Origin of the sequence: Mesorhizobium sp. B2-3-10 (assembly GCF_006442275.1) — a bacterium.
Taxonomy (GTDB): Bacteria; Pseudomonadota; Alphaproteobacteria; order Rhizobiales; family Rhizobiaceae; genus Mesorhizobium; species Mesorhizobium australicum.
The window spans coordinates 410,923-434,261 of sequence record NZ_VFVT01000006.1; the positions used below are offsets into that span (position 1 = coordinate 410,923).

A 23,339-nucleotide genomic window follows, 5' to 3' on the forward strand; every position below is an offset into this window, starting at 1 on the left:
CCTTCTACCTGACGATGGTCAGGCGTTCGGCGGCCCGGGTGATAGCTGTGTAAAGCCAGCGCTGGCGCGTTTCCTTGAAGGCCCAGCTCTCGTCGAACAGCACGATCTCGTTCCACTGCGAGCCCTGCGCCTTGTGCACCGTCAGCGCATAGCCATAGTCGAAATCGTCGAAGCGCTTCTTCTGCTGCCAAGGGATTTCGGCGTCAGGATCCTCGAACGCCGCCTTCAGCAACTTGATTTTCGCGACGCCGCGATCCGGATCGTCCTCCTCGGGCGAAACCAGAAGATTGATCCCGGGCTTGACCGTCTCGCGCGACGAGGTCATCACCTTCCACAGCGAGCCGTTGAGCAAGCCCTTGGCGGGATCGTTGCGCAGGCACACCAGCTTGTCGCCGGCTTGCGGATAATCGGCATTGAAGCCCTTGAGCTCGCGCAGGCGCTGGTTGTAGCGCCGCCGCGTGCGGTTGGTGCCGACCAGCACCTGGTCCGCCCTCAGCACCAGTTCCTGATTGACGTCTTCCTTGCCGATCACCTTCGCGGTGCCGTAGTCGCCGCGCATGAATTCGCGGCCCTCGCGCACATCGAGCGCCAGCCGCAGGATCGGATTGTCGCGCGCCTGCCGGTGGATCTCGGTCAGCAGGAAGTCCGGCTCATGGTCGGTGAAGAAGCCGCCACCCGAGATCGGCGGCAACTGGCCGGGGTCGCCCAGCACCAGGATCGGCGTGCCGAAACTCATCAGGTCACGGCCAAGCTGCTCGTCGACCATCGAGCACTCGTCGATGACGACCAGTTTGGCGCGCGAGATCGGGCTCTGCCGGTTGAGTGAGAAGGTTGGCGACATCGAGGTCTTGCCGGTGACCTCGTCGGCCACCGATTCCTCGCCCTTGGGCCGGTAGATCAGCGAATGGATGGTGCGGGCGTTGACCGCGCCCTTGGAGCGCAGCACCTGGGCGGCCTTGCCGGTGAAGGCTGCGAACTGCACCTGGCCGTCGACATGTTCGGCGAAATAGCGCGCCAGCGTCGTCTTGCCGGTGCCGGCATAGCCAAACAGCCGGAACAGCTGCGGCGTGCCGGTCTTCAGCCAGCGGGCGACCGCTTGCAGCGCCTCATCTTGTTGGGGTGAAAATTCCATCTGATCGTGTGACCGGATTCGCGAGGCAAACACAAGATCGCCGCCACCACCATCGACACGCCGGTGGCGAACTTCCCTGCTGTTCAGGCTATCAGCCGCAAGCAAGAACGTAAAGGGAACGAAAATTCAGTTGGCAGCGCGCGGATCGTTCTCCAGCAGGATCGGCTTGCCGTGTGGCGTGGCGTGCGCGGCGCGCTCCCAGGCCCGCGCCATCGCATCGACGTCCGGCTTGGCAGCCAGCCCCTTGGAGGCGAGCAGCCCTTCCAGCGCCGCCAGCCAATGCTCGTAATAGTCATGGCCGTCCGCCGCGGCATCCGGCTTCTTCACCTCGGCTGACAGGGCATCCGCCCATTCGTTCCACGAAAACAGGCCCTTGTCGTGCAGTGCCACAGTCATGGCGAAGGCTTCGGCCTGCCATGGCTCGGCGAACACCGGTGCGTCGAAGCCGGCGGGCAAACTGGCGGCGGATCCCTTCGCTTCAGGCCGGCTCAAGATAGCTCTCCCAGGCGTCGATCGAGACGGTCAGTGTCGGGTCGGCGCCCTCGCCCCAGATTTCCGTGCCATCGAAAACCACGGTATAGACCCATTGCGGATTCTCGCCCTGCCCATGCGCGTTGCTGTCGGGAAAGACGAAGCCGTCGCGCACCGCCTCGATGGTGCCCTGCTTGTCGCGCGCATAGCGCGGCAGCCTAGTATGGCCGGTCGGGTTGAAGTTTTTCGTCCGCACAGAATCCCCGGCCTTGAAGCGTGGCGCTATCTCCACCGGCCGATCGCAAGGACCGCCCTTGGCCAGCACAGCGGGAACGTTTTCCGCCTTCAGCACTCTTTTGGGTGTCGCCGCCGGATCGATCGCCTCGCCCGCCCCGAGGTCGCGCTCGCTGACGAAACCATGCCGCTTGAGCAAGATCTCAAGCGCCTTGATCCATATCTGATAGTAGCTGGAGCCATAATAATCGGCCGGATGCAGCGATTCCCGTGCGTGCCGGCTCTCGTCGATGTTCCAGGCGCCCATGCCGCCGGCGCAGAGCGTCAAGCCGAGCGCCCGCCTCTCCCAGTCGGCATGGAAATACGGCTCGTCTCGTTCGGGCGCGACCGGCCCGAAACCCATCTGTCCGCCGAGATCCTGCGGCCCGTTCATGCCGGGTGACTCGCCAGAGCCGTGCCGATCATGGCATCGCGGCTCACCAGCTCGGCCAGCCGCTCCTCGCTCCAGCCCTCGGTGCCGTCGGGCCGCGTCGGCACGACGAGATAGCGCAGTTCCGCTGTCGAATCCCAGACGCGTATCTTCGTCCCGGCCGGCAGCACCAGCCCGAACTCCTCGAGCACGCCGCGCGGATCGATCACCGCGCGCGACCTGTAGGGCGGCGCCTTGTACCACACCGGCGGCAGGCCAAGCACCGACCACGGATAACAGGAGCACAATGTGCAGACGACGAGGTTGTGGGTATTCCCGGTGTTGAACACCGCCTGCATATGCTCGCCTTGCCGGCCGGTATAGCCCAGCGATTCGATCGCCGCCGTCGCGTCGCGCTTCAGCCACGCGGCAAAAGCGGGATCGCTCCAGGCCTTGGCCACCACCCGGGCGCCGTTGCGCGGACCGATCTTCGTCTCGTAGGTATCGACAATGACGTCGATCGCAGCCGGATCGATCAGCCCCTTGCGGGTCAGGATGGTTTCCAGCGCGCGCACCCGCGCGGCAAACGGATCGAGTTCGTTGTCGTGGTCATGATCGTGGGACATGACGGCAAACTAAAGTTCCGATCCGCCGGCCGCAAGTATGACGGCTTGGGCCAGCGGAACTCGGTGCGTGCCCGCTTGCTACTCGGCGGCGGTCTTCTGCGGCTCACCGGGGATGTCGTCATTGGTGCCGAACAGCGAGGGCTGGTCGCCCTCTTCGACCAAGTGCAACTCGGCCTTGCGCTTCGGCATCAGTCCGACCAGCCAGCCCGAGAAATTCTCCATGTAGACGTAGATCACCGGTGTCACGAACAGGGTCAGCGCCTGCGAGGCGAGCAGGCCGCCGACGACGGCAACGCCCAGCGGCTGGCGCAGTTCCGCGCTGGCGCCGGTGCCGAGCGCGATCGGGAACGTGCCCATCAGTGCCGCCAGCGTCGTCATCATGATCGGCCTGAACCGCATCAGGCAGGCTTTGTGGATGGAATCGGTGGCCGACATGCCCTCTCGTCGCAGTTCAAGCGCGACGTCGACCATCATGATGCCGTTCTTCTTGACGATGCCGATCAGCATCAGGATGCCGATCACCGCGATGACGGACAGATCCATGCCGGCGAAGCGCAAGGCGACAATCGCCCCTAGCACAGCCGACGGCAGGCCGGTCAGAATCGTCAGCGGGTGGATGAAGCTCTCATACAGAATGCCGAGCACGATATAGATGGTCAGGATGGCGCCGCCGACCAGCAAGCCCTGGTTGGCAAGCGAATCCTGGAAGGTCTTGGCGGTGCCGGCGAAGGTCGTGGAGATCGCCGTCGGCATGCCGATCTGCTCTTTCAGCGCGTCGATGCGTTTCACACTGTCGCCCAGCGCCACGCCCTGCGGCAGGTTGTAGGAGATCGTCACCGCCGGAAGCTGGCCGAGCTGGTTGACCGTCAGGGCTCCGGCCGTGCGGTCGACCCGGGCGAAGGCGCCGAGCGGCACCAGGCTGCCGCTCGCCGTCCGCATCTGGATGGCAAGCATCCGCTCCGGCGACCATTCGATCTTGGGATCGAGTTCGGCGATGACTTCGTAACTGTCGGCCGAGCCGAAGATCGTTGAAACCTGGTCGGTGCCGAACCCGCCATAAAGCGCCGAGCGCAGCGTGTCGGTGTCGATACCGAGTTGGGCGGCCTTGTCGCGGTCCACCACCAGCGTCGCCTGCAAGGCGTTGTTCTGCAGGTCGCTGGTGACGTCGGTGAAGGTCGTGTGGTCGGCCGCCATCGCGTCATTCAGTTTCTGCGCCCACTGATCCGTCAGGCCGGTATCGAGGCCCTGAACCACAAGCTGGTAGGCACTGGCCGACGAGCGCGAGCCGAGCCGCAGATTCTGCACCGGCTGCATGTAGGTCTCGATGCCCGCCACGCCGGCCAGTTGCTTGCGCAGATCCGCAAGCACCTTCTCGATATCGGGACGCTGGTCCTTGCCCTTGAGCTGGACGAAGAGCTGTCCCTGGTTCAGCGCATTGTTACCGCTGCCCGCCGACCACGCCACATGGTCGACATAGGGCGACTTCGAGAACACGCTGGCCACCTGCCCTTGCAGCTTGGCCATGGCGTCGAACGAAATGTCCTGGCGCGCGATGGTGGTCACCGAAATCTGGCCGATATCTTCTTGCGGGAAGAAACCCTTCGGCGAAACCTCGATCAGCCACACCGAGGCTGCCGCGGTGCCGACGAAGACGAGGAACACCAGGAAGGTGTGCCGCAGGCAGAAGCTCAGAATCCCATCGTAGCCGCGCGTGAGGAAATCGCGCTTCTGGCCAGCACCATGTGCCTCGCGGTCGGCCTTGGTCACCGACAGCAGCCGCGAGCACAACATCGGCGTCAGCGTCAGCGACACGAACATGGAGGCCAGAATGGCGACGGTCACCACGACGGCGAACTCGTTGAAGATGCGCCCGATCACGCCACCCATCAGAAGCACCGGGATAAACACCGCCACCAGCGAGATCGAGATCGAGATGATGGTGAAACCGATTTCGCGCGCGCCCTTCAGCGACGCGTCGAAGGCCGACAGCCCATCCTCTTCCATATGGCGGAAGATGTTTTCGAGCATCACGATGGCATCGTCGACGACAAGGCCGACGGCGAGCGTCAGGCCCATCAGCGATATGTTGTCGATGGAAAAGCCGAACAGGAACATCGCGCCGAGCGTGGCGATCAGCGAGATCGGCACCGCCACGGCCGGGATGATGGTCGCCGTCACGCGACGCAGGAACACGAAGATCACCATCACCACCAGCGCGATGGTCAAGAGCAGCGTGAACTGCACGTCGTCGACCGCCTGGCGGATCGAGCTCGAGCGGTCGTTGAGCAGCTTGATCTGGGCTGCGGCCGGCATCTGGTCCTGGAAGGACGGCAGCATCGCCTTGACCTTGTCGACGACGTCGACCGTGTTGGCGTCCGGCTGGCGCTGCACCGCCATGATGATCGCGCGGGTACCGTCATACCAGCTTGCGGTCGTGGTGGTCTGCACCGAATTGACGACACGGGTCACCTCGCCCAGCCGCACCGGATGGCCATTCTTGGTGGCGATGATGAGGTTGGAGAAACCGGCCGCGTCGGTAAGCTGCGTGTTGGCGGTGATGGTGAGCTGCTGCTTGTTGTTCTGCAGCACGCCGAGCGGCGTGTTGCTGTTGGCGGACGCGACCGCCGCCTGCAGCTGATCGATCGAGATGCCGCGCGCGGCAAGCGCGGTCGGATCGATCTGGATGCGCACCGCGTATTTCTGCTGGCCGAAGATCGAGACCTGCGCCACGCCGTCGATGGTCGACAGCGACGGCGAGATGACGTTTTCGGCGAAGGCATCGAGGTCGGTCAGCGGCACCGTGTCGCTGACCAGCGACATCAAGAGGATCGGCGCATCGGCCGGATTGACCTTGCGGTAGCTTGGCGGCGCCGTCATCTGCGGCGGTAGCGATTTCTGCGTGCGCGCGATCGCCGCCTGGACGTCGGCGGCGGCCGCGTCGATGTTGCGGTTGAGCACGAACTGGATGGCGATCGAGGTCTGGCCGAGCGAGTTGGTGGTCGAAATGGAATCGATGCCGGCGATGGTCGCGAACTGCTTGATCAGCGGCGTCGCCACCGATGTGGCCATGGTTTCGGGCGAAGCGCCGGGCAGCGAGGCCGAGACGTTGACGACCGGGAATTCGGCGCTCGGCAGTGCCGCCACCGGCAGGAATTTGTAGGCGAACAGTCCGCCCAGCACGAGGGCGAACGACATCAGAAGGGTGGCGACCGGCCTGCGGATACAGAATTCGGAGATCATTGGGCCGCCTCGCCGGCGTTGGTCGCCTCGGCAACCTTCGGCGCGGCCGCCTTGCCTTCATGCACCGCGGCGCCGTTCTTCAGCCTTGTCTGGCCCTCGGTGACGACCCTCTCGCCGCTTTTCAGCCCCTGACTGATGGCGCTGTTTGCGCCTTCGGTCAGCGCCACCTGCACCGGCCGCATCTCGACAGTGCTGTCCGGCTTGACCACGTACACGAACGGCCCCTTCTGGCTGGGCTGCACCGCCACGGTCGGAACCGAGGTCATCCGCGGCATGATGCCGGCGTCGAGCACGACATTCACATACTGGCCCGGCCAAAGGGAAAGATCGGCATTCGGAATGCTTGCCCGCGTCGCGATCGTGCCCGATGCGGTGTCGACGCTGGAATCGACGAAATCGAGCGTGCCCTTGCCGATCGGCGTCGGGTCGCCGTTCTGGATCAACGTCACCGCGTTCTGCTGTGGATTGGCAAGCGCCTTGTGAAGCAGCGCAAGGTTGCTTTCCGGCAGATTGAAGTTGACCTGCAGCGGGTCCATCTGGGTGATGGTCACCAGTGGCGTCGCCGTGCTGCTGTTGCCGTTGCTGACGGTGACGAGGTCGCCGACGGCGACATTCACGGCACCCAGCCTGCCGGCGATCGGCGCGGTGATGGTGGCAAAGCCAAGCTGGACATTGTCGGCGTCGATCGTCGCCTTGTCGGCATCGACGGTCGCCGCCGCCGCCTTCTGCGCGGCAACGGCCTGGTCGTAGGTCTGCTGCGTACCGGCCTGCTTGGCGACAAGGTCCTTGGCGCGCTGAAGGTCGGAGTTCGAGCTGGCAAGCAGCGCCTGGTCCTTGGCAAGCGCTGCCTGATCCTTGGCGAGTTGCGCCTTCAGCGCCCGATCGTCGAGCGAGAACAGGAGGTCGCCCGCCTTCACCATCTGCCCGTCCTTGACGTCGATCGACACGATCTGGCTGGAGACGCGCGCGTTGATGTTGACCACGGCCGGAGAGGAGACGAAGCCAATGGCATAGCGGCGGATCGGGAAATCCGCGGTCGTCGCCGTCGCCGAAACGATCGAGGCCGAACGGGCACCGTTGCCGCCACCCGCCGCCTTGTCCCCCGCCGCAGGCTTTTCGGTGGCTGGCTTGTCGGTCGCTGGCTTGTCTGTCGCGGCGACCTGCTTTGCGCCGAGGAACTGCTGAGCCTTGTTCAGCGCGTCCGGCGACAGATAGAGCCAGGCCGCGCCGACACAGGCGACCGCCAGCAATGAAAGCATGACTTTTCCACGCATCGACAAAAGACCTCTCCGTCCGACACGCCATAGCCAGGTGGTCGTATTCTAGCGCAATTCCCGGCTCACTGCCGCGATTTCGCCGAATAGATAGGACGCGGGTTTGTCGGAAAAGGGCCAAAACACGGCATTACGAAGATTTAATGTGCACTGCACAATAGCTGTGCAGCCGGCTATCCTCAAAGCCGGAAGCCGGATGGGCTCCGAAAAATGGCCTCCGAGAGGGCAGCCTTATCTAGCGCAGCATCGGCCAAAGCGTCGCCGCCAGCAGCACGCCCATGCCGATGTTGAACCATTTCAACCGCACCGGGTCGGCCAGGAAGCCGCGTAGTGCCGTGCCGAATCCGGCCCAGACCGAGACGCTGGGAAGATTGACCACGGTGAAGGCCACGCCGATCAGAATGACGGACAAGAATGGCCGTTCGGGATTGGTATAGACGGCCATCGCGGTGATTGCCATCACCCAAGCCTTGGGGTTGACCCACTGGAAGGCCGCGGCATCGATGAATCGCATCGGCCGCGCATCCGTCTCGCCCTTGCCGCTGAGCGAGCGCGACATGGCAATCTTCCAGGCGAGATAGAGCAGATAGACGGCGCCGGCGATCTTAAGCCCGGTGTGCAGCGCGGGGAACGCGGTCAGCACCGCCCCAAGCCCGAAGCCGACGGCAAGCAAAAGGACGAGAAATCCGATGCTGATGCCGAGCATATGCGGGATAGTCCGCACGATGCCGAAATTCACGCCCGACGCCAGCAGCATAAAGTTGTTCGGGCCCGGCGTGACCGAGGTCACCAGGGCGTAGAGCAGCAGGGCAAGGAAGGCGTCGAGGGTCATGACGGCTCCAAAGGTCAGCAATACTGACTTAAATCGACCGGGCGCCGGACGCAACGTCATTCGAGTGGTCCAATGCGCGCCGCAGTGATCCGCCTGTACGGCCAGCGGCGCGTCAGTTCCGACGGCGATACTTCAGAGCCCAGAGAAGCCAACTGAAGATGACAATGGACCCCGCGTGGAAGAAGATCAGGTCCCAGAATCCGGTTGGATTGTCCGCATAGACAACCCATTCATTGCCTCGTAAGGCTGGGACTGTCATCGTCACCCAGCCGTGGGCAAGCACCCAGATTGAGTATGCGATCAGTGCGTACATCATCACATGTATCACCAGATCTTGTCGTGGGGTCATGCGCCACCAAGTCTCAGTTCGCTTTTCGGATCGCCTCGCCCGACCGTGATTGCTGAACTTTAATTTCGTATGACTGCTACATCCCCTGCGGGCCGCGGTTCATGGCCGCCACGCCGGTGCGGCAGATCTCGACCAGGCCGAGCGGCTTCATGATGGCGATGAACTGATCCAGCTTGGAGCCCTTGCCGGTGATCTCGAAGATGAAATGCTCGGTGTTGGCGTCGATGACGCTGGCGCGGAACGCGTCGGCGAGCCTGAGCGCCTCGACCCGGGCTTCGCCGGTGCCGGCAACCTTGACCAGCGCCAGTTCCCGCTCCAGCGGCCGCTCCTGTCCGAACTCGTGCGAACGCACGGTGAGATCGACCACGCGATGCACCGGCACGATGCGCTCGAGCTGATGCTTGATCTGCTCCAGCACATGCGGCGTGCCGCGCGTCACGATGGTGATGCGCGACAGGTGTTTTTCATGCTCGGTCTCCGAGACGGTCAGGCTCTCGATATTGTAGCCGCGGCCGGAAAACAGGCCGATGACCCGGGCAAGCACGCCCGGTTCGTTGTCGACCAGCACGGAAAGCGTGTGGTTTTCCGGCCGTTCCGTTTCCTTGGCGATGAAGTAGGCGGAACCGGTGGGTTGAAGGTGCTGTGCGTTCATGACATGAATCTCAAATTCTTGATCTAACTATCTGTTTCCGCACGGCTTATTTTGACAAGCCCTGCCCGGTTCGTCTCTACACCAGTTCCCTGCCCTTGGCGTCGATTGCATTGGCCACGACCTCGTCGGTGGCCTCGTCCGGCAACAGCATCTCGTTATGCGCCTTGCCTGACGGGATCATCGGGAAGCAGTTGGCGAGCGTCGCCACGCGGCAGTCGAACAGCACCGGCTTCCTGACCGAGATCATCTCCTTGATCGCGTCGTCCAGTTCGTCTGGCTTGTCGCAGCGAATGCCGTGGCCGCCATAGGCCTCGGCCAGCTTGACGAAGTCGGGCATCGCTTCGGTGTAGGAATGCGACAACCGGTTGCCGTGCAGCAGCTGCTGCCACTGGCGCACCATGCCCATATACTGGTTATTGAGGATGAAGATCTTGATCGGCGCGTCGTGCTGCACGGCCGCACTCATCTCCTGCATGGTCATCTGCACCGAAGCATCGCCGGCAATGTCGACGACCAGCGCGTCGGGATGCGCGATCTGCACGCCGAGCGCGGCCGGCAGGCCGTAGCCCATCGTGCCCAGCCCGCCAGAGGTCATCCAGCGGTTCGGCTTCTCGAAATGATAATGCTGCGCCGCCCACATCTGGTGCTGGCCGACCTCGGTGGTGATGTAGGTATCCATGTCCTTGGTCAGCTCGTAGAGCCGCTGGATGGCGTATTGCGGCATGATCACGTCGTTGTTCATCTTGAAGGCGAGTGAATCGCGCCCGCGCCATTTGGCGATCTGCTCCCACCAGGGGTAGAGCGCCTTCTTGTCGGCCTTGGCGGTTGCCCGCCACAGCCGCACCATGTCTTCCAGCACCCGCCCGACATCACCGATGATGGGCACTTCGGTGTGGACGTTCTTGTTGATCGAGGACGGATCGATATCGATGTGGATCTTGCGCGAGTTCGGCGAGAACGCATTCAGCCTGCCGGTGATACGGTCGTCGAAGCGCGCGCCGATGCAGAGCATGACGTCGCAGTCATGCATGGCCATGTTGGCTTCGTAGGTGCCGTGCATGCCGAGCATGCCGAGCCAGTTCTTGCCCGACGCCGGGTAGGCGCCGAGCCCCATCAGCGTCGAGGTGATCGGGAAACCGGTGAGGTCGACCAGTTCGCGCAAGAGATGGCTCGCTTCCGGGCCGGAATTGATGACACCGCCGCCAGAATAGATCACCGGTTTCCTGGCGCCGGCCATCAGTTCGACCGCCGCCTTGATCTTCTCCAGGTCGCCCTGGACCTTGGGCTGGTAGCTGGTGCGCGGCGCGATCTGCGGCGGCACATAAAAGCCCTTGGCGAACTGCACGTCCTTCGGGATGTCGACCACGACCGGACCGGGACGGCCGGTCGTCGCGACATGGAAGGCCTCGTGGATGGTCGCGGCGAGTTCGTTGACGTCCTTCACCAGCCAGTTGTGCTTGGTGCAGGGCCGCGTAATGCCGACCGTGTCGCATTCCTGGAACGCATCGGAGCCGATGAGCGAGGTCGGCACCTGACCGGTCAGGCAGACCAGCGGGATCGAATCCATCAGCGCATCCTGCAGCGGCGTCACCGCATTGGTGGCGCCGGGACCCGATGTCACCAGCATGACGCCGGCCTTGCCGGTCGACCGCGCATATCCCTCTGCCGCATGGCCGGCGCCCTGCTCGTGCCGCACGAGGATGTGCTCGACCTCGTCCTGCTGGAAGATCTCGTCATAGATCGGGAGAACGGCGCCGCCGGGATAACCGAAGACATGCTTGACGCCATTGTCCTTCAGCGCCTGCACCACCATTTCGGCGCCGGTCATTTCCCTACCTGCCATCTCGCGCCGCTCGTTCTGTCCATTGCTCATCGGTCTGGTCCCGTACTGTCCGCCATTGGGCGTTGCTGGTCGTTTAGTCGTGTTTCAGGCAATAAAAAAGGCCCCCGAGGGAGCCTGTGTCTGCGCATGGGGGGGTTCGCCCGGCGGTTACACCGCCTTGCCCACGCGCCTTCCTACGAGAATGAGTACCGTTTTCATGGTGGCGGACCATAAAGGCGAAGTCGCGGGGTCGTCAATGGGGTACCGCACGAATTCACTCAGCCGTGAGATCGGCTCCGCCGCGCGCTACCATAGTACAGTTGAGCCCATCCCATCGACGCACCACTATGCCGGGCTGACGACGTGCCTGGGAGGAGACGCGTTGCCGGCGAATGGGAGTCCCATCCCCAGGCAGGGAGGTCCTGGCCGGCCGCTTGCTGTTCCAGTGGAAGCCTGAACAGGCGTTCTTGGAAACCGACAACCGGAGGAGAAACCATGCTCGAGAGAACACCCACCACGAAGGCGCAGGCCCTGCTCGACAAGCTTGGCAAGGCGCTGGAGACCGGCGACATCGACGCGGCGGTCAACTGTTTCCAGGCGGATTGCTACTGGCGCGACCTCGTCACCTTCACCTGGAATCTCAGGACGATGGAGGGCCAGGAGCAGGTCCGCGACATGCTGAAAGCGACGCTGGCTGGAACCCGGCCGAGCGACTGGAGGGTGGCCGAAGGCGAGGAGGCGACCGAAGCGCACGGCGTCACCACCGCCTGGATCACCTTCGAGACCGAGGTGGCGCGCGGCTTCGGCCTGGTGCGGTTCAAGGGCGACCTGATCTGGACCTTGCTCACCACCATGGCCGAACTCAAGGGCCATGAGGAGAAGGCCGGTTTCAATCGGCCGCTCGGCGCCAAGCACGGTCACGGCAAGGACAGGAAATCCTGGCGCGAGGAGCGTGATGACGAGATCGCCGAACTCGGCCGCGGCAAACAGCCTTATGTCGTGATCATCGGCGGTGGCCAGGGCGGCATTGCGCTCGGCGCGCGCCTGCGCCAGCTCGGCGTATCGGCCATCATCATCGAGAAGAACGAGCGTCCCGGCGATTCCTGGCGCAAGCGCTACAAGTCGCTCTGCCTGCACGATCCGGTCTGGTACGACCATCTGCCCTATATCGACTTCCCCAAGAACTGGCCGGTCTTCGCCCCGAAGGACAAGATCGGCGACTGGCTGGAGATGTACACGAAGGTGATGGAGCTGAACTACTGGTCCTCCACCTCGGCTAAATCCGCGAAATACGACGACAAGACCAAGGAATGGACCGTCGTGGTCGAACGCGACGGCGAAGAGATCGTCCTCAAGCCCAAGCAGTTGGTGCTGGCCACCGGCATGTCCGGCAAGGCGAACTGGCCGAAATACAAGGGCCAGGACATCTTCAAGGGCGAGCAGCAGCATTCCTCGACCCATCCCGGCCCCGACAAATATCGCGGCAAGAAGGTCGTGGTCATCGGCTCCAACAACTCCGCCCACGACATCTGCGCGGCTCTCTGGGAGGGTGGCGCGGACGTCACCATGGTGCAGCGCTCCTCCACCCATATCGTCAAGTCCGACACGTTGATGGATATCGGGCTCAGCGCACTCTATTCCGAGCAGGCGGTGGAGAACGGCATGACGACGCGCAAGGCCGACCTGATCTTCGCCTCCCTGCCCTATCGCATCCTGCACGAGTTCCAGATCCCGCTTTACCAGCAGATGAAGGAACGCGACGCGAAGTTCTACGCGGACCTGGAAAAGGCCGGCTTCCTGCTCGACTGGGGCGATGACGGCTCAGGCCTGTTCATGAAATATCTGCGCCGGGGTTCGGGTTACTACATCGATGTCGGCGCCTGCGACCTGGTCATAGACGGCTCGATCAAGCTCAAGAGCGGACCAGGTGCGGCGGTGCGGGAATTGACGCAAACCGGCGTCAAATTCGCCGATGGCACCGAATTGCCGGCCGATCTCGTGATCTACGCCACAGGCTACGGCTCGATGAACGGATGGGCGGCAGACCTCATCTCGCAGGAGGTGGCCGACAAGGTCGGCAAGGTCTGGGGCCTTGGCTCCAACACCGCCAAGGATCCCGGCCCCTGGGAAGGCGAGCAGCGCAACATGTGGAAGCCGACCCAGCAGGAGGCGCTGTGGTTCCATGGCGGCAACCTCCATCAGTCACGCCACTATTCGCAATATCTGGCGCTGCAGCTCAAAGCCCGGCAGGTAGGCTTGCCAACACCTGTCTATGGATTGCAGCAGGTCCATCACAAGGGATAGGTCGCTTCTCCCGCATCGACACGGTGAACCTGTCCCGCGTCGGCGACGTCGAACAAGGCGGCAGCGGCGAGTTCGCCGCTGGGGCTGGTCGGCGATGGCGTGAAAACGCCCTCGTCAGCCAAACGCTCGCGGCAGGGCCGGTATGCCGCCACCGCGCTTTCGCCGTCGAAGCAGAAGCACATGGCTGTCTCCTCCTGATCATTGGTCTCGTCAGGGCCGATTGGCGAAGTCGTGCACGACGCGCTGCAGCAACGGCACATAGTCGCGAAACGCCCGCGTCCGCATATTGGCGACCTTGCCGCCCTCGTCCCAGATGCGAACCCGCACCGCTTCCTCGTGGAACGGGTTCTCGCGGAACGCAGCCACCTCGTCGGCACTCATCGGTCCGCCCTGCAGCGACAAGGTATGAACCGAAGCCGGCGACAGCCTGGAGAAATAGGTCGGGTCGGTGGCGCAGAGATAGCGCTTGGCGGCAACGTGCAGCCGGACGCACTCGACGATGACAGGCGGGAAGAACGGTGCCAGCACTTCGCCGCCGGCCTCGTCATGGTGCTTGTCCTCGACATCGTCGGGCGAATAGGTGCCGAACTCGCTGGTGTAATGGCCGATGTCATGCAGCAGCGCGGCGGCCACCAGCACGTCGGGGGCTCCATCCTGTTCCGCCAGCCAAGCCCCTTGCAGCATATGCTCGGACATCGTCACCGGCTCGCCGAGATAGGATTCGGCGCCCCGGCGCTCAAAAATGTCGGCGATGAATTCGACGATGGTGTCCGCGTTCAGATCCTGGCCGATCATTCCGCGGCCTCCTTGAAGCCGTGTTCGATCGCCGCGAGCGTCGACAACAGGCCGTCCTTGTCGGCGTAGCATCCCTGCAGCCAGCGCTTGCCGGTGCCGGAAAACGCCTTGCGGGCATGCATGACGCGGGTGTTGTCGACGATGAAGGCCTGGCCGGGCTCAAGCTTGAAGGTGACTTCGAATGATGGATCCTCGATCAGCTCGGCGAAGCGGCGGTAGGCGGCGTAATAGGCGCCCATCTCGGCGAACGGCACGTCGACGGTCGGCGCCAGCGAACGGTTGTTGAAGCGGATGCAGATCAGTTCGCCGTCGGGTCCAAGCTCGATCATCGGGCGCTTCGCCTGCAGCCGCACGCCGGACGACCCTGCATAGTCGAACCGCGCCGCATGGGAGCTCAACAGCCGAAAACCCTCGGGATTTTCCGCTTGAAGGGCGGCCGCGACGGCAAAGCCGTCAACGACGCTGGATTCACCGCCCTCCACCGTGTTCTCGATGCAGGACAGGATCTGCAGCGTCGGCACCGGATCGCGATAGGGATTGTCGGTATGCGCCTGCAGGCCGAGATTGGTGTAGGCGAGATTGTTCGGGTTGACCTCGGCGCGCACTTCGAACCAGCGCCCGTAATTGGTCTCCCTGATATAGCCGAACAGGTCGGACACCTTGCACAGCGCCCCGGATTCGGCCGGCAGTCCGTCCATCACCGCAAAACCATAGGTCCTTACCGCCGAAAGCCATTCGCGCAGGACACCGCGGCCATGCAGGGCAGCCGGATAGCTGGCGCGCGGCACCGCGTTCTGCATCGTCGCCCTGGTCCAGCGCTGGATGACATCGCCTGTCCAACCGGGCTGGCGTGTCTCGTCGCGATCATAGGCGTTCGCACGCAGCCATCGGGCGGGAAAGCTGACCGTTTTTCCCTCCGGTTCGAAGCTGATCTCCAGCGCTCCGGCCTTGATGGCGGCAGCGCCAATTCTCGTTTCCGCAGGAATGTCGAGGATGGTGACCAGGCGCTGGCCGTTGCCGGCGCTGCGCGTCTTGTCGTCAAGCGCGTTGTCGCGCAGCCAGATGGCGTGGAAGCGGGTACGCTTGCCGTCTGTCCAACCAAGTTCGATTGTTCTGCCTTCATCGCCAACCAGCACGTCGGTGAGCATGGAGTCCGTCCTATCCGCCTTGTTACCCACGGTTCGTGCCGTGGTTTGGATTGCATGTTGACCTCCCAAAAGGCATAATTCCAATTATCATTCTTTGGTCAATGGCATCGATTTAATGATGGCTCGGCGAACCGTCCCTACCCTCCCTCCACTCGACTGGCTGCGCAGTTTCGAGGCTGCGGCACGGCTGTCGAACTTCACCGCGGCGGCAGCCGAACTCGGCCTGACCCAGGCGGCCGTCAGCCAGCACATCCGGTTGCTCGAGGAAAGGCTGAAGACGCGTCTGTTCGCGCGACTGGCGCGTGGGGTCGCGCTGTCGCCGGAGGGTGCCGCCTACCTGCCCCACATCCAGTCGGCCTTCGCCACCATTGGCAGCAGCACCACGGAACTGTTCGAACCGCGCGCAGTTCAGACCGTCTCGATCCGGGTGCCGATCTCGTTTGCGCTGCTGGCGCTGGTTCCGGCGCTGCCCGATCTCGCCGAGGCGCTGCCGCGCATCCAGCTCGATCTGGTGACGATCCATCGCCCGACCGACTACGATTTGCCAGGCTCGGCGCTCGACATCCGTTTCGGCAACGGATCCTTTCCCGGACGCGAGGCCGAGAGGCTGACCGCCGAGCGGCTTGTGCCGGTGGCAAGCCCGGCCTTGGCCAGTGCCGCCGACTGGACATCGCTGCCGCTGCTTCTGGTGGCCGGCGCACGCGAGATGTGGGCCGAATGGTTCGCGGCGGCCGGATTGGCCGGCCATCCCCGGCGCTCGCATCGCTTCGACAGTTTCGTTGCCGCCATGCATGCGGCGAGCGCCGGTGCCGGCGTCCTCCTTGGGTCGCGGCCCCTAATCGACGCGGCGCTCGACGGCGGAGCGCTGGTCCGGCTTTCCGTTTTTGAGCTGCCCAGCACGTCAGGGCATTTCCTGACGAAGCCGTCGACCGCGCACCTGACCAGCGCCGAGCAGGATTTCCGCCATTGGCTGCTGAAGCGCCTCGCCGGGAAGGCATGAGTGACTGGCGTTACCGCGACGCTGTGCCGATGCGCTTCCAGTAGATCAGCGTGCCCGTCAGCCCGCCATGCGGCTTCAGCGCATAGTCCGGAACTTCGCCGGCCAAGGTGAAGCCGAGCTTCTCATAAAGCCCCGACGCACCCTCTTCGCTCGCCGTATCCAGAACCAGCAGCGTGCGTCCCTTCTCCGCCGCGAGGCGTTCGGCGGCTCGCATCAGGCGCGTCCCGACACCCCTGCCCCGCTGCCCGACCGATGTCATCAGCTTGGCGATCTCGGCCCGATGCGGCTGATTGGGCGGACAGTCGAGCAGCAGGGTGACGGTGCCGACCAGAGCGCCGCCGTCCCATGCCCCAAGCACCATTCTTTGCCCTCGTGCCGCCGCGGCCAGCGACGTCTCCCAGAACGCGCTGGCAACATCCAACGCCAGCGGATGCATGAAGCTGACCGATCCGCCGGCGGCAACCGTTTCGACCAGCAGATCGGTCAGCTGTGCGAGTGTTTCCCGGCTTGCGGTCAACGGCCCGATTTCTATGACGTTCATACCTGGTCCTCTGGAAACGATTGATGGGTCGACAGCGCCGCTTCAGTCGAGATGGCGCACACGCCGCCGCTTGCGCGCGGCCTTGATGGCGCCGATGCGTTCGGTGTCTTCTTCCTTGAGATGCCGACCGCGCTCCAGGATCTCGAGCGTGTACTCCTCATAGGTCAGGCCCAGCCGTTCGGCCTTGTCCATCCGCATCAGCATGACTTCGCGGCTCGGCGCCTTCCATGCCTTGGCGTGCGCGGCCTGCCAGGCCAGGAAGATGTATGGATCGCCCTTGCCCACGGCGGCCCCTTGTAGTCGTCAAGAGGCGGCCCCCCATTGTGGGAGCGCTTTGGCCGTCGTGCCATGACGTCAGCTCCTGACCAGGGCGACGAGATAGTCGGCGCCCGGCTCCAGCGCATGAAAGGTGCAATCCGACGGCGCTCCGAGCGCCAGGCAGTCGCCCGGTTCGAGCCTGTGCACCTGGTCACCCTCGGTGAATTCGAGTTTTCCCGAGATCAGCCAGATCTGCTGCTTGATGAAGGCGTAGGAAGCCGCCGGCAAGCTGACCTTCGCGCCCGCCGGCAGATGGACCTTGATCAGTTCGAGCGGCATGTCGCAGGCCGGCGACAAATGCCGCCTGACATAGCCTGTGTCGGGGTCGCGCCACACTGGCTGGCCGGCCGCGCGCAGCAGCCCGCCGCCCTGCAATTCCGCCCGTGCGATGAGGGTCGAGAGCGTCATGCCGAAAGCCGCCGCTATGCGCACCAGAAGTGCCGCCGTCGGGCTGGTCATGCCACGCTCGATCGTGCTCAGCATTGCCTTGGAAACACCGGAGTGTTCGGCGAGCTCGGCCAGCGACCAGTCCCGCATGGTCCTTTCGGTATGGATACGCCTGCCGATGGTCGAGGAAATGTCGTTCGCTATATCATCCATTCGTCCATTATAACGAAACCGACAAGTGCGTGAAGAGCCATTTCAAAGCAATTTTCACCAGGACCTTAATCCTCTCTACACCATCCGACCTCATCCGACCTTAACCCCGTTCCTGTAGGGTACGGCCTCAAGGGAAATGGGGATTGGCCTGTCCATGTATGTCGAACGCGAAGCTTCGGTCGGAGAACCGACATCGCAGGAGCGCCGCACAGCCGACCAGCACGACAAGCGCATCCTGGGCAATGTCGTGCAATGCGACGGTGCGCGCGCCACCATCAGCGCCTATGCCGATGACGCCGACGGCGCGATCACCGGCCTGTGGACGGTCGGCAAGATGATCTCGATCAATCTTGGCACGACGCGAACCGTCGGCCTGGTCTACGCGATCGGCAAGTCGGATCTGGCCTGGAACAGTGACGGCAAGAACGCCATCGAGGTCAGCATCGAGCTGATCGGCGAAGTCCGTGACGGCGCCGAACCCGGGGCCAGGCCGATCTTCGACCGCGGCATCACCATCTATCCGCATATCGGCGCCGTCGCGCACCGCATCCGCACCCGCGACCTGCAGGCGGTCTATGACCTGGCCGGCCGCCATTCCATCACCATCGGCTCGCTGGCGCAGGACGAGGCGATCGCCGCCAACATCGCCATCGATGACACGCTGGCGCGCCACTTCGCCATTGTCGGCACGACCGGCGTCGGCAAGTCGACAGCGGTGTCGCTGCTGCTGCGCAAGTCGATCGCGGCGCGACCGGACCTGCGCATCCTGATCCTCGATCCGCACAACGAGTTCGCGGCCTCGCTGCCAGAATATTGCGTCAGGGTCGATTCCAAGACGCTCGACCTGCCGTTCTGGATGTTCACGATGGAGGAATTCGCCGAAGTGCTGTTTCGCGGACGCGAGACGGTGCCGGAAGAGATCGATGCCCTTCGCGACCTCATTCCGCTCGCCAAGAACCTCTATCGCAACCCCGGTTCAGGCGCCTATCTCAGGCGCGGCAGCGATGCGCTGACCGCCGATACGCCGGTGCCCTACCGCATCGCCGACCTGCTCAAGCAGATCGACGAGCGCATGGGCATGCTCGAAAGCAAGACCGATCGTCCAACCCTCAAATCGCTCAAGACACGCATCGAATCGGCGGCGGCCGATCCGCGCTACCGCTTCATGTTCAATTCGCGCCTGATCGAGGACACCATCCACGAAACGATCGGCAACATCTTCCGCGTGCCGCATCATGGCCGTCCGGTGACCTGCTTCGAGATGGCCGGCATGCCGTCGGAAGTGGTCAATTCCGTCTGCTCGGTGCTGGCGCGTCTGGCCTTCGACCTTGCTTTGTGGAGCGAAGGCAAGCTGCAGCTGTTGTTCCTATGCGAGGAAGCGCACCGCTACATGCCCGCCGATGCGCGTCTCGGCTTCGCGCCGACCCGGCACGCGCTGTCGCGCATCGCCAAGGAAGGCCGCAAATATGGTTGCTATCTCGGCGTCGTCACCCAGCGCCCCGGCGAGCTCGACCCGACCATTCTCTCGCAGTGCTCGACCTTCTTCGCCATGCGGCTCGCCAACGAGCAGGACCAGGCGATCATCCGCTCGGCAATCGCCGACTCTTCTGCCTCCACGCTCGCTTTCCTGTCCTCCATGGGCCAGCGCGAAGCGATCGCCTTCGGCGAAGGCGTGGCGACGACCATGCGGCTGAAATTCGAAAGACTGCCCGCTCACCTGCTTCCAGGCACGGCCATGCGCGAGGAAGACGTGACGTCCAAGGCCGGCGAGGTCGACCTGGTGGCGATCGTGGAGCGGCTGCGCAACGTGCCGAAACCGCAGAGCCAGGCGATGGCTTTCGCCGAGGTGGTCGATTCCGGCCGGCAGGCGGGCGACCCCGACTACCGCAAAGCGCCGGCGGCGACGCGCGTGCAGTCGGACGAAGATTTCGACACACGCTACGGCCTCAAACCCGCCACCTTCGGCCTGCGCCCGCAGAACGATTGAGCTGAGCGTCACGCCTCCATGAATAGTCCCGAGAATCCGTGCAAGCGGCCTATCCCGTCTTCGTCGGAAAGCTTGGGCGAAGCCCGTCAGGGAGTTGGTCAGGCTGAGCCGATTGGTGTTTTGGTCCGTGAGCACCGGCCTTCGCCGGCCGCAGCCTTAAAGCGCAACGTCTCATAAGTGCTTCGGCCGGCGAAGGCCGGAAGCGCAGAAGTCGGCAGCAAACGGCCAGCATCACGAATTCAGGGATGGGATTTTAGGCGCAGACGCGGTTGCGGCCTTGCCTTTTGGCTTCGTAGAGCTGGCGGTCGGCGCGGCGGTAGAATTCCTCGGCCGTTTCCTTGCGATCCCAGACTGCAAGCCCGACGCTGGTGGTGATCTTGAGCCGGACATTGTTGCCGGAGAGGATCGACATGTTGGCGATCGCCTTGCGGATGCGCTCGGCGAATTTGGCCAGAAGGTCCGCCTCCATGTTGGGCGTGACCACGGCGAACTCCTCACCACCCAGGCGCGCCACCACATCGTGGAAACGTGTCATGTCCTTGAGGCATCTGGCGACAGCCTTGAGCACCTCGTCGCCGACATCGTGGCCGTGCGTGTCGTTGACCTGCTTGAAATGGTCGAGATCGAGGATCATCAGCCCGACCGGTTTTTCGATGCGCCGGAACTCCTCGAGATATTCCTTCAGCGCGTCGTCGAAATAGCGTCGGTTCTGCATGCCGGTCAGGCCGTCGGTCAGGGCGGCATGCTCGAGCGTTTCGGAGCGGGCGCTGAGCGACACCGTCATGGCGCGCAACTTGCCCTCTTCGGTCGCCTGCTTGCGGATCAGCGGATAGATGAAGAAGATGCCGAAAAACAGCGCGGTGGCGAGCAGTACGCCAGTCGCGAACAGGAGCTTGTTGAGGTAGATGACCTTGTCCAGGCCGGAGGCCGTATGGAGTTCAGTGGCGAAGGATTGCAGTTGCCCATAGGCGTGCAGGGTCACCAGGCCAGCAGCCAGGATCACGAAGATAAAGACGAAAAAAGCGGATTCCGCTTTGTGGAAACGCATCTGCTCCCCGATGGAAAAATACCCCATGACCTTATCGCAGGGACCGACTTACGGAGCGTTAATTCCGACAACTTCGGCGAGAACCCTTCCCTCAGGGGCAACTTTTTAAGTTGCATTAGCAACAAGTGTTTGGATCGTGGTTTCGAGATCGTCACCGGGGCGAAGTCTCTGCCATTCCGGCCCCAGTTGATGGCGAAACCAGGTGGCTTGCCGCTTGGCATATTGCCTTGTCGCGATCTTGGCGCGCTCGATCGCCTCGGGAAAGCTCGACTGCCCTGAGATCGCGGCCTGGAGCTCGCGAACCCCGATCGCCTTCATCGCCGGCAGGTCTGGATCCAGACGAAGGGCCGCAAGCTGCTTGACTTCCTCCAGCGCGCCCTTGTCCAGCATCTGGTCGAAACGCCTTTCGATGCGGTCAACCAATGCTGCCCGATCCGGCTCGACGACCAGGAAATGCGCGCTCGGCCTGTCGATGAGCGGGAGGCCGCGCTCTGCCTGCCAGTCCAAGATCGACCGGCCGGAGGCGTCGAGCACCTCGAGCGCCCGCACGATGCGCTGACTGTCGGTTGGCTTCAACTGCATGGCGACGCTCGAATCCTCGCGTAGCAGCAAGGCATGCAGCTTGACCGCGCCTTGCTCCTTCAATTCGTAGCGCCAGCGGTCGCGTATCCGTTGCGGAATATCAGGCATTTCCGAAATCCCTTCAGCCAGCGCACGAAAGTAGAGGCCGGTGCCACCGACGAAGATTGGCCGCCGCGAGAGCGTCCCGTCATCAATGAGTTTCATGACGTCGCGCAGCCAGGCGCCGGTCGAGTAGGCGGTGCCGGGATGGACATGCCCATAGAGACAATGCGGCGCTCGTGCGAGTTCGGCCGCCTGCGGCCGGGCCGTCAGCACGTCGAGAACCGCATAGCCCTGCATGGAATCGGTGTTGACGATGACGCCGCCTGTGCGTTCGGCCAGTTCAAGCGCCAGCGCCGACTTGCCGCTGGCGGTCGGTCCGGCTATCAGGATCGCGTTCTTCACGCGGCCTTCGCCCGCGTCCGTGCCGGAATTCTCGATGCCGCTCATTGCCACGCTTGTTTCCCGTCCCGCCGATCGCGCTCTGTCGCCATCGCTTGCGAATATGGCCTCACGGTCGGTGGGCGCAAGCTCCGTCGTGTGGCTGGCCGAAGGCATTGCCTGTGACATTGCCCTGCCGCCAGCGGCGCAGGCTGATGAAACGACCGCGAGCCTTCGTGCCGCGGTGGCCGCTGAGCCCGTCGACGTGATTGTCCAGCAGGCTGAAACACGCCGCAAGAAAATCCTTCTCGCCGACATGGATTCGACCATGATCGACCAAGAGTGCATCGACGAGCTGGCCGACGAGATCGGCGTCAAGGATCATGTCGCGGCGATCACCGCACGGTCGATGAACGGCGAGATCGCCTTCGAGCCGGCGCTGCGCGAGCGCGTGGCACTGCTCAAGGGGCTCGATGCCGCCGTCGTCGACCATATCGTCGCCAATCGGCTGACCCTGGCCTCGGGCGGCCGCGCGCTGGTCCAGACCATGCGCGCCAACGGCGCCTGGACGGCGCTCGTCTCGGGCGGTTTCGAGGTTTTCACCACGCGCATCGCTGCGATGCTTGGCTTTCAGGAAGACCGCGCCAACCGCCTTCTCGACCAGGACGGACGCTTCACCGGGCTGGTCGGCGAGCCGATCTTCGGCCGCGCCGCCAAGGCCGAGGCGCTGCTTGAAATCTGTGCGCGTCTTGGCCTGACGCCAGCCGATGCCATCGCCGTCGGCGACGGCGCCAACGATCTCGACATGATCCGCCTGGCCGGAACCGGTGTCGCGCTGCATGCCAAGCCTACCGTCGCGGCGCAGGCAAAAGTCCGGATCGACCATGCCGACCTCACCGCATTGCTCTATCTGCAGGGCTACCGGCAGGAAGAATTCGTCCAATGAAGCCAATCCGTACCGAACGCCTGATCCTGCGCAATTGGGAGGATCGCGACCGCGAATTGTTCCATCGCATCAATTCCGACGATCGCGTGATGGAGTTCTTCCCGTTTCGCCGCGACCGTGCCGCCGCCGACGCCAAGATGGATGAGTTCCGCGCCTGGGTCGATGAGGACGGCTACGGCTTCGCCGCGGCCGAGATTGCCGCGACCGGCGAATGCATCGGTTTCGTCGGCCTCCTCGCGACCGATGATGTGCCATCGCTGCCGGCCGACACGATCGAGATCGGCTGGCGGTTGGCTCCCGAATTCTGGGGCAAGGGCTATGTCACCGAGGCCTCGGAGGCATGGCTGGCCTATGGCTTCGAGACACTGGCCGTCGACGAGATCGTTTCCTTCGCCGTGGCGGAAAACCACCGCTCGACCGCCGTTATGAAACGCCTCGGCATGACCGCCGACCCATCGAGCGATTTCGACCACCCCAGCATTCCGGACAGCCATCCCGCGCTCAAGCGGCATGTGCTCTACCGGCTGTCGCGCGAGGACTGGCAGGCAAGAAAAAGGGCGGCTCTCTAACCGCCCTTCCATCAAAATCAGATTTCTGCCGGCGTACTGG

General features: G+C 63.6%; 21 protein-coding genes and 1 pseudogene. 5 read left to right on the plus strand and 17 right to left on the minus strand.

Annotated features, from left to right (window positions below):
- Nucleotides 1-4: 4 nt before the first annotated feature.
- The 9 genes from FJ943_RS20100 to FJ943_RS20140 form a co-directional block, all read right to left on the minus strand.
- Nucleotides 5-1,132 (minus strand): ATP-dependent RecD-like DNA helicase, encoded by a 1,128-nt coding sequence (locus FJ943_RS20100; RefSeq protein ID WP_140714693.1) that lies wholly within the window; start codon nt 1,130-1,132, stop codon nt 5-7.
- A gap of 126 nt (nt 1,133-1,258) precedes the next feature.
- Nucleotides 1,259-1,624 carry a nitrile hydratase accessory protein gene (locus FJ943_RS20105; RefSeq protein WP_181174590.1) on the minus strand — a complete coding sequence of 122 codons (366 nt, stop codon included), beginning with the start codon at nt 1,622-1,624 and terminating at the stop codon, nt 1,259-1,261.
- Nucleotides 1,611-2,270, minus strand: a complete 660-nt coding sequence (nthB, locus tag FJ943_RS20110) for a nitrile hydratase subunit beta (protein WP_140724103.1) — start codon at nt 2,268-2,270, stop codon at nt 1,611-1,613. Before nthB ends, FJ943_RS20105 begins: the two co-directional genes overlap by 14 nt.
- Complete coding sequence (gene nthA, locus FJ943_RS20115; protein ID WP_140724106.1) at nt 2,267-2,872, minus strand: nitrile hydratase subunit alpha; 606 nt, start codon at nt 2,870-2,872, stop codon at nt 2,267-2,269. The genes nthB and nthA overlap by 4 nt, the downstream gene beginning before the upstream one ends.
- 78 nt (nt 2,873-2,950) lie before the next feature.
- Complete coding sequence (locus FJ943_RS20120) at nt 2,951-6,112, minus strand: efflux RND transporter permease subunit (protein ID WP_140724109.1); 3,162 nt, start codon at nt 6,110-6,112, stop codon at nt 2,951-2,953.
- Nucleotides 6,109-7,386: an efflux RND transporter periplasmic adaptor subunit gene (locus FJ943_RS20125; protein WP_140724111.1), complete on the minus strand. Its 1,278-nt coding sequence runs from the start codon at nt 7,384-7,386 to the stop codon at nt 6,109-6,111. Before FJ943_RS20125 ends, FJ943_RS20120 begins: the two co-directional genes overlap by 4 nt.
- A 235-nt stretch (nt 7,387-7,621) precedes the next feature.
- Nucleotides 7,622-8,218, minus strand: coding sequence for a LysE family translocator (locus FJ943_RS20130; protein WP_140724114.1), 597 nt, complete (start codon nt 8,216-8,218; stop codon nt 7,622-7,624).
- Between the two features lie 425 nt (nt 8,219-8,643).
- Nucleotides 8,644-9,219: an acetolactate synthase small subunit gene (gene ilvN, locus FJ943_RS20135; RefSeq protein WP_013894763.1), complete on the minus strand. Its 576-nt coding sequence runs from the start codon at nt 9,217-9,219 to the stop codon at nt 8,644-8,646.
- Nucleotides 9,220-9,295: 76 nt separating this feature from the next.
- Nucleotides 9,296-11,092, minus strand: coding sequence for an acetolactate synthase 3 large subunit (locus FJ943_RS20140; RefSeq protein WP_140615748.1), 1,797 nt, complete (start codon nt 11,090-11,092; stop codon nt 9,296-9,298).
- A 444-nt stretch (nt 11,093-11,536) separates the two neighbouring features.
- On the opposite strand from FJ943_RS20140, the gene FJ943_RS20145 reads away from it, so the two are divergent.
- Nucleotides 11,537-13,345 carry an NAD(P)/FAD-dependent oxidoreductase gene (locus tag FJ943_RS20145; protein WP_140724117.1) on the plus strand — a complete coding sequence of 603 codons (1,809 nt, stop codon included), beginning with the start codon at nt 11,537-11,539 and terminating at the stop codon, nt 13,343-13,345.
- On the opposite strand, the gene FJ943_RS20150 is transcribed toward FJ943_RS20145, so the two are convergent.
- The 3 genes from FJ943_RS20150 to FJ943_RS20160 are packed head-to-tail and all read right to left on the minus strand — an operon-like array spanning nt 13,333 to nt 15,288.
- Entirely contained in the window at nt 13,333-13,527 is a 195-nt protein-coding gene (locus FJ943_RS20150) for a hypothetical protein (RefSeq protein WP_140724120.1), read from the minus strand. The genes FJ943_RS20145 and FJ943_RS20150 overlap by 13 nt on opposite strands.
- Before the next feature lie 28 nt (nt 13,528-13,555).
- Entirely contained in the window at nt 13,556-14,140 is a 585-nt protein-coding gene (locus tag FJ943_RS20155; RefSeq protein ID WP_140660964.1) for an HD domain-containing protein, read from the minus strand.
- Nucleotides 14,137-15,288 (minus strand): gamma-butyrobetaine dioxygenase, encoded by a 1,152-nt coding sequence (locus FJ943_RS20160; RefSeq protein ID WP_140724123.1) that lies wholly within the window; start codon nt 15,286-15,288, stop codon nt 14,137-14,139. The genes FJ943_RS20155 and FJ943_RS20160 overlap by 4 nt, the downstream gene beginning before the upstream one ends.
- A 118-nt stretch (nt 15,289-15,406) precedes the next feature.
- Here FJ943_RS20160 and FJ943_RS20165 point away from each other — a divergent pair, with 118 nt between their 5' ends.
- Complete coding sequence (locus FJ943_RS20165; protein WP_140724126.1) at nt 15,407-16,288, plus strand: LysR substrate-binding domain-containing protein; 882 nt, start codon at nt 15,407-15,409, stop codon at nt 16,286-16,288.
- Nucleotides 16,289-16,298: 10 nt separating this feature from the next.
- Here the strand turns inward: FJ943_RS20165 and FJ943_RS20170 are convergent, their stop codons facing one another.
- The 3 genes and pseudogenes from FJ943_RS20170 to FJ943_RS20180 all read right to left on the minus strand — a co-directional run bounded on the left by FJ943_RS20170 (nt 16,299) and on the right by FJ943_RS20180 (nt 17,747).
- Nucleotides 16,299-16,829 carry a GNAT family N-acetyltransferase gene (locus tag FJ943_RS20170; RefSeq protein WP_015317286.1) on the minus strand — a complete coding sequence of 177 codons (531 nt, stop codon included), beginning with the start codon at nt 16,827-16,829 and terminating at the stop codon, nt 16,299-16,301.
- 42 nt (nt 16,830-16,871) lie between these two features.
- Nucleotides 16,872-17,179, minus strand: a pseudogene (locus FJ943_RS20175) (hypothetical protein).
- Nucleotides 17,180-17,183: 4 nt separating this feature from the next.
- The gene (locus tag FJ943_RS20180; RefSeq protein ID WP_140714676.1) at nt 17,184-17,747 is read right to left on the minus strand and encodes an XRE family transcriptional regulator; all 564 of its coding nucleotides are present in this window, start codon (nt 17,745-17,747) and stop codon (nt 17,184-17,186) included.
- 154 nt (nt 17,748-17,901) lie between these two features.
- Between FJ943_RS20180 and FJ943_RS20185 the strand changes: the two genes are divergently transcribed.
- On the plus strand, nt 17,902-19,734 hold the full coding sequence (locus tag FJ943_RS20185) for an ATP-binding protein (protein ID WP_140724129.1): 1,833 nt from the start codon (nt 17,902-17,904) through the stop codon (nt 19,732-19,734).
- 253 nt (nt 19,735-19,987) lie between these two features.
- Here the strand turns inward: FJ943_RS20185 and FJ943_RS20190 are convergent, their stop codons facing one another.
- Together FJ943_RS20190 and miaA are read right to left on the minus strand one after the other, a co-directional pair.
- The gene (locus tag FJ943_RS20190) at nt 19,988-20,782 is read right to left on the minus strand and encodes a GGDEF domain-containing protein (protein ID WP_140724132.1); all 795 of its coding nucleotides are present in this window, start codon (nt 20,780-20,782) and stop codon (nt 19,988-19,990) included.
- Nucleotides 20,783-20,887: 105 nt separating this feature from the next.
- Nucleotides 20,888-21,853, minus strand: a complete 966-nt coding sequence (gene miaA, locus FJ943_RS20195) for a tRNA (adenosine(37)-N6)-dimethylallyltransferase MiaA (RefSeq protein ID WP_140714672.1) — start codon at nt 21,851-21,853, stop codon at nt 20,888-20,890.
- Between miaA and serB the strand changes: the two genes are divergently transcribed.
- Together serB and FJ943_RS20205 are read left to right on the plus strand one after the other, a co-directional pair.
- A complete protein-coding gene (gene serB / locus FJ943_RS20200; protein ID WP_140724135.1) occupies nt 21,843-22,730 on the plus strand; it encodes a phosphoserine phosphatase SerB in 888 nt (295 codons plus the stop codon). The two genes, miaA and serB, sit on opposite strands and share 11 nt — an antisense overlap.
- Nucleotides 22,727-23,299: a GNAT family N-acetyltransferase gene (locus tag FJ943_RS20205; protein WP_140714668.1), complete on the plus strand. Its 573-nt coding sequence runs from the start codon at nt 22,727-22,729 to the stop codon at nt 23,297-23,299. Before serB ends, FJ943_RS20205 begins: the two co-directional genes overlap by 4 nt.
- The last annotated feature ends 40 nt before the right edge of the window (nt 23,300-23,339 follow it).

Coding starts and splice junctions, on each gene's coding strand:
- FJ943_RS20165 (WP_140724126.1), top strand. CDS start 15,407: ATGGCTCGGCGAACCGTCCCTACCCTCCCTCCACTCGACTGGCTGCGC.
- FJ943_RS20185 (WP_140724129.1), top strand. CDS start 17,902: ATGTATGTCGAACGCGAAGCTTCGGTCGGAGAACCGACATCGCAGGAG.
- FJ943_RS20190 (WP_140724132.1), bottom strand. CDS start 20,782: ATGCGTTTCCACAAAGCGGAATCCGCTTTTTTCGTCTTTATCTTCGTG.
- FJ943_RS20155 (WP_140660964.1), bottom strand. CDS start 14,140: ATGATCGGCCAGGATCTGAACGCGGACACCATCGTCGAATTCATCGCC.
- FJ943_RS20100 (WP_140714693.1), bottom strand. CDS start 1,132: ATGGAATTTTCACCCCAACAAGATGAGGCGCTGCAAGCGGTCGCCCGC.
- FJ943_RS20170 (WP_015317286.1), bottom strand. CDS start 16,829: ATGAACGTCATAGAAATCGGGCCGTTGACCGCAAGCCGGGAAACACTC.
- FJ943_RS20130 (WP_140724114.1), bottom strand. CDS start 8,218: ATGACCCTCGACGCCTTCCTTGCCCTGCTGCTCTACGCCCTGGTGACC.
- FJ943_RS20125 (WP_140724111.1), bottom strand. CDS start 7,386: ATGCGTGGAAAAGTCATGCTTTCATTGCTGGCGGTCGCCTGTGTCGGC.
- serB (WP_140724135.1), top strand. CDS start 21,843: ATGCCGCTCATTGCCACGCTTGTTTCCCGTCCCGCCGATCGCGCTCTG.
- ilvN (WP_013894763.1), bottom strand. CDS start 9,219: ATGAACGCACAGCACCTTCAACCCACCGGTTCCGCCTACTTCATCGCC.
- FJ943_RS20145 (WP_140724117.1), top strand. CDS start 11,537: ATGCTCGAGAGAACACCCACCACGAAGGCGCAGGCCCTGCTCGACAAG.
- FJ943_RS20150 (WP_140724120.1), bottom strand. CDS start 13,527: ATGTGCTTCTGCTTCGACGGCGAAAGCGCGGTGGCGGCATACCGGCCC.
- FJ943_RS20140 (WP_140615748.1), bottom strand. CDS start 11,092: ATGAGCAATGGACAGAACGAGCGGCGCGAGATGGCAGGTAGGGAAATG.
- FJ943_RS20205 (WP_140714668.1), top strand. CDS start 22,727: ATGAAGCCAATCCGTACCGAACGCCTGATCCTGCGCAATTGGGAGGAT.
- FJ943_RS20160 (WP_140724123.1), bottom strand. CDS start 15,288: ATGCTCACCGACGTGCTGGTTGGCGATGAAGGCAGAACAATCGAACTT.
- miaA (WP_140714672.1), bottom strand. CDS start 21,853: ATGAGCGGCATCGAGAATTCCGGCACGGACGCGGGCGAAGGCCGCGTG.
- nthA (WP_140724106.1), bottom strand. CDS start 2,872: ATGTCCCACGATCATGACCACGACAACGAACTCGATCCGTTTGCCGCG.
- nthB (WP_140724103.1), bottom strand. CDS start 2,270: ATGAACGGGCCGCAGGATCTCGGCGGACAGATGGGTTTCGGGCCGGTC.
- FJ943_RS20120 (WP_140724109.1), bottom strand. CDS start 6,112: ATGATCTCCGAATTCTGTATCCGCAGGCCGGTCGCCACCCTTCTGATG.
- FJ943_RS20180 (WP_140714676.1), bottom strand. CDS start 17,747: ATGGATGATATAGCGAACGACATTTCCTCGACCATCGGCAGGCGTATC.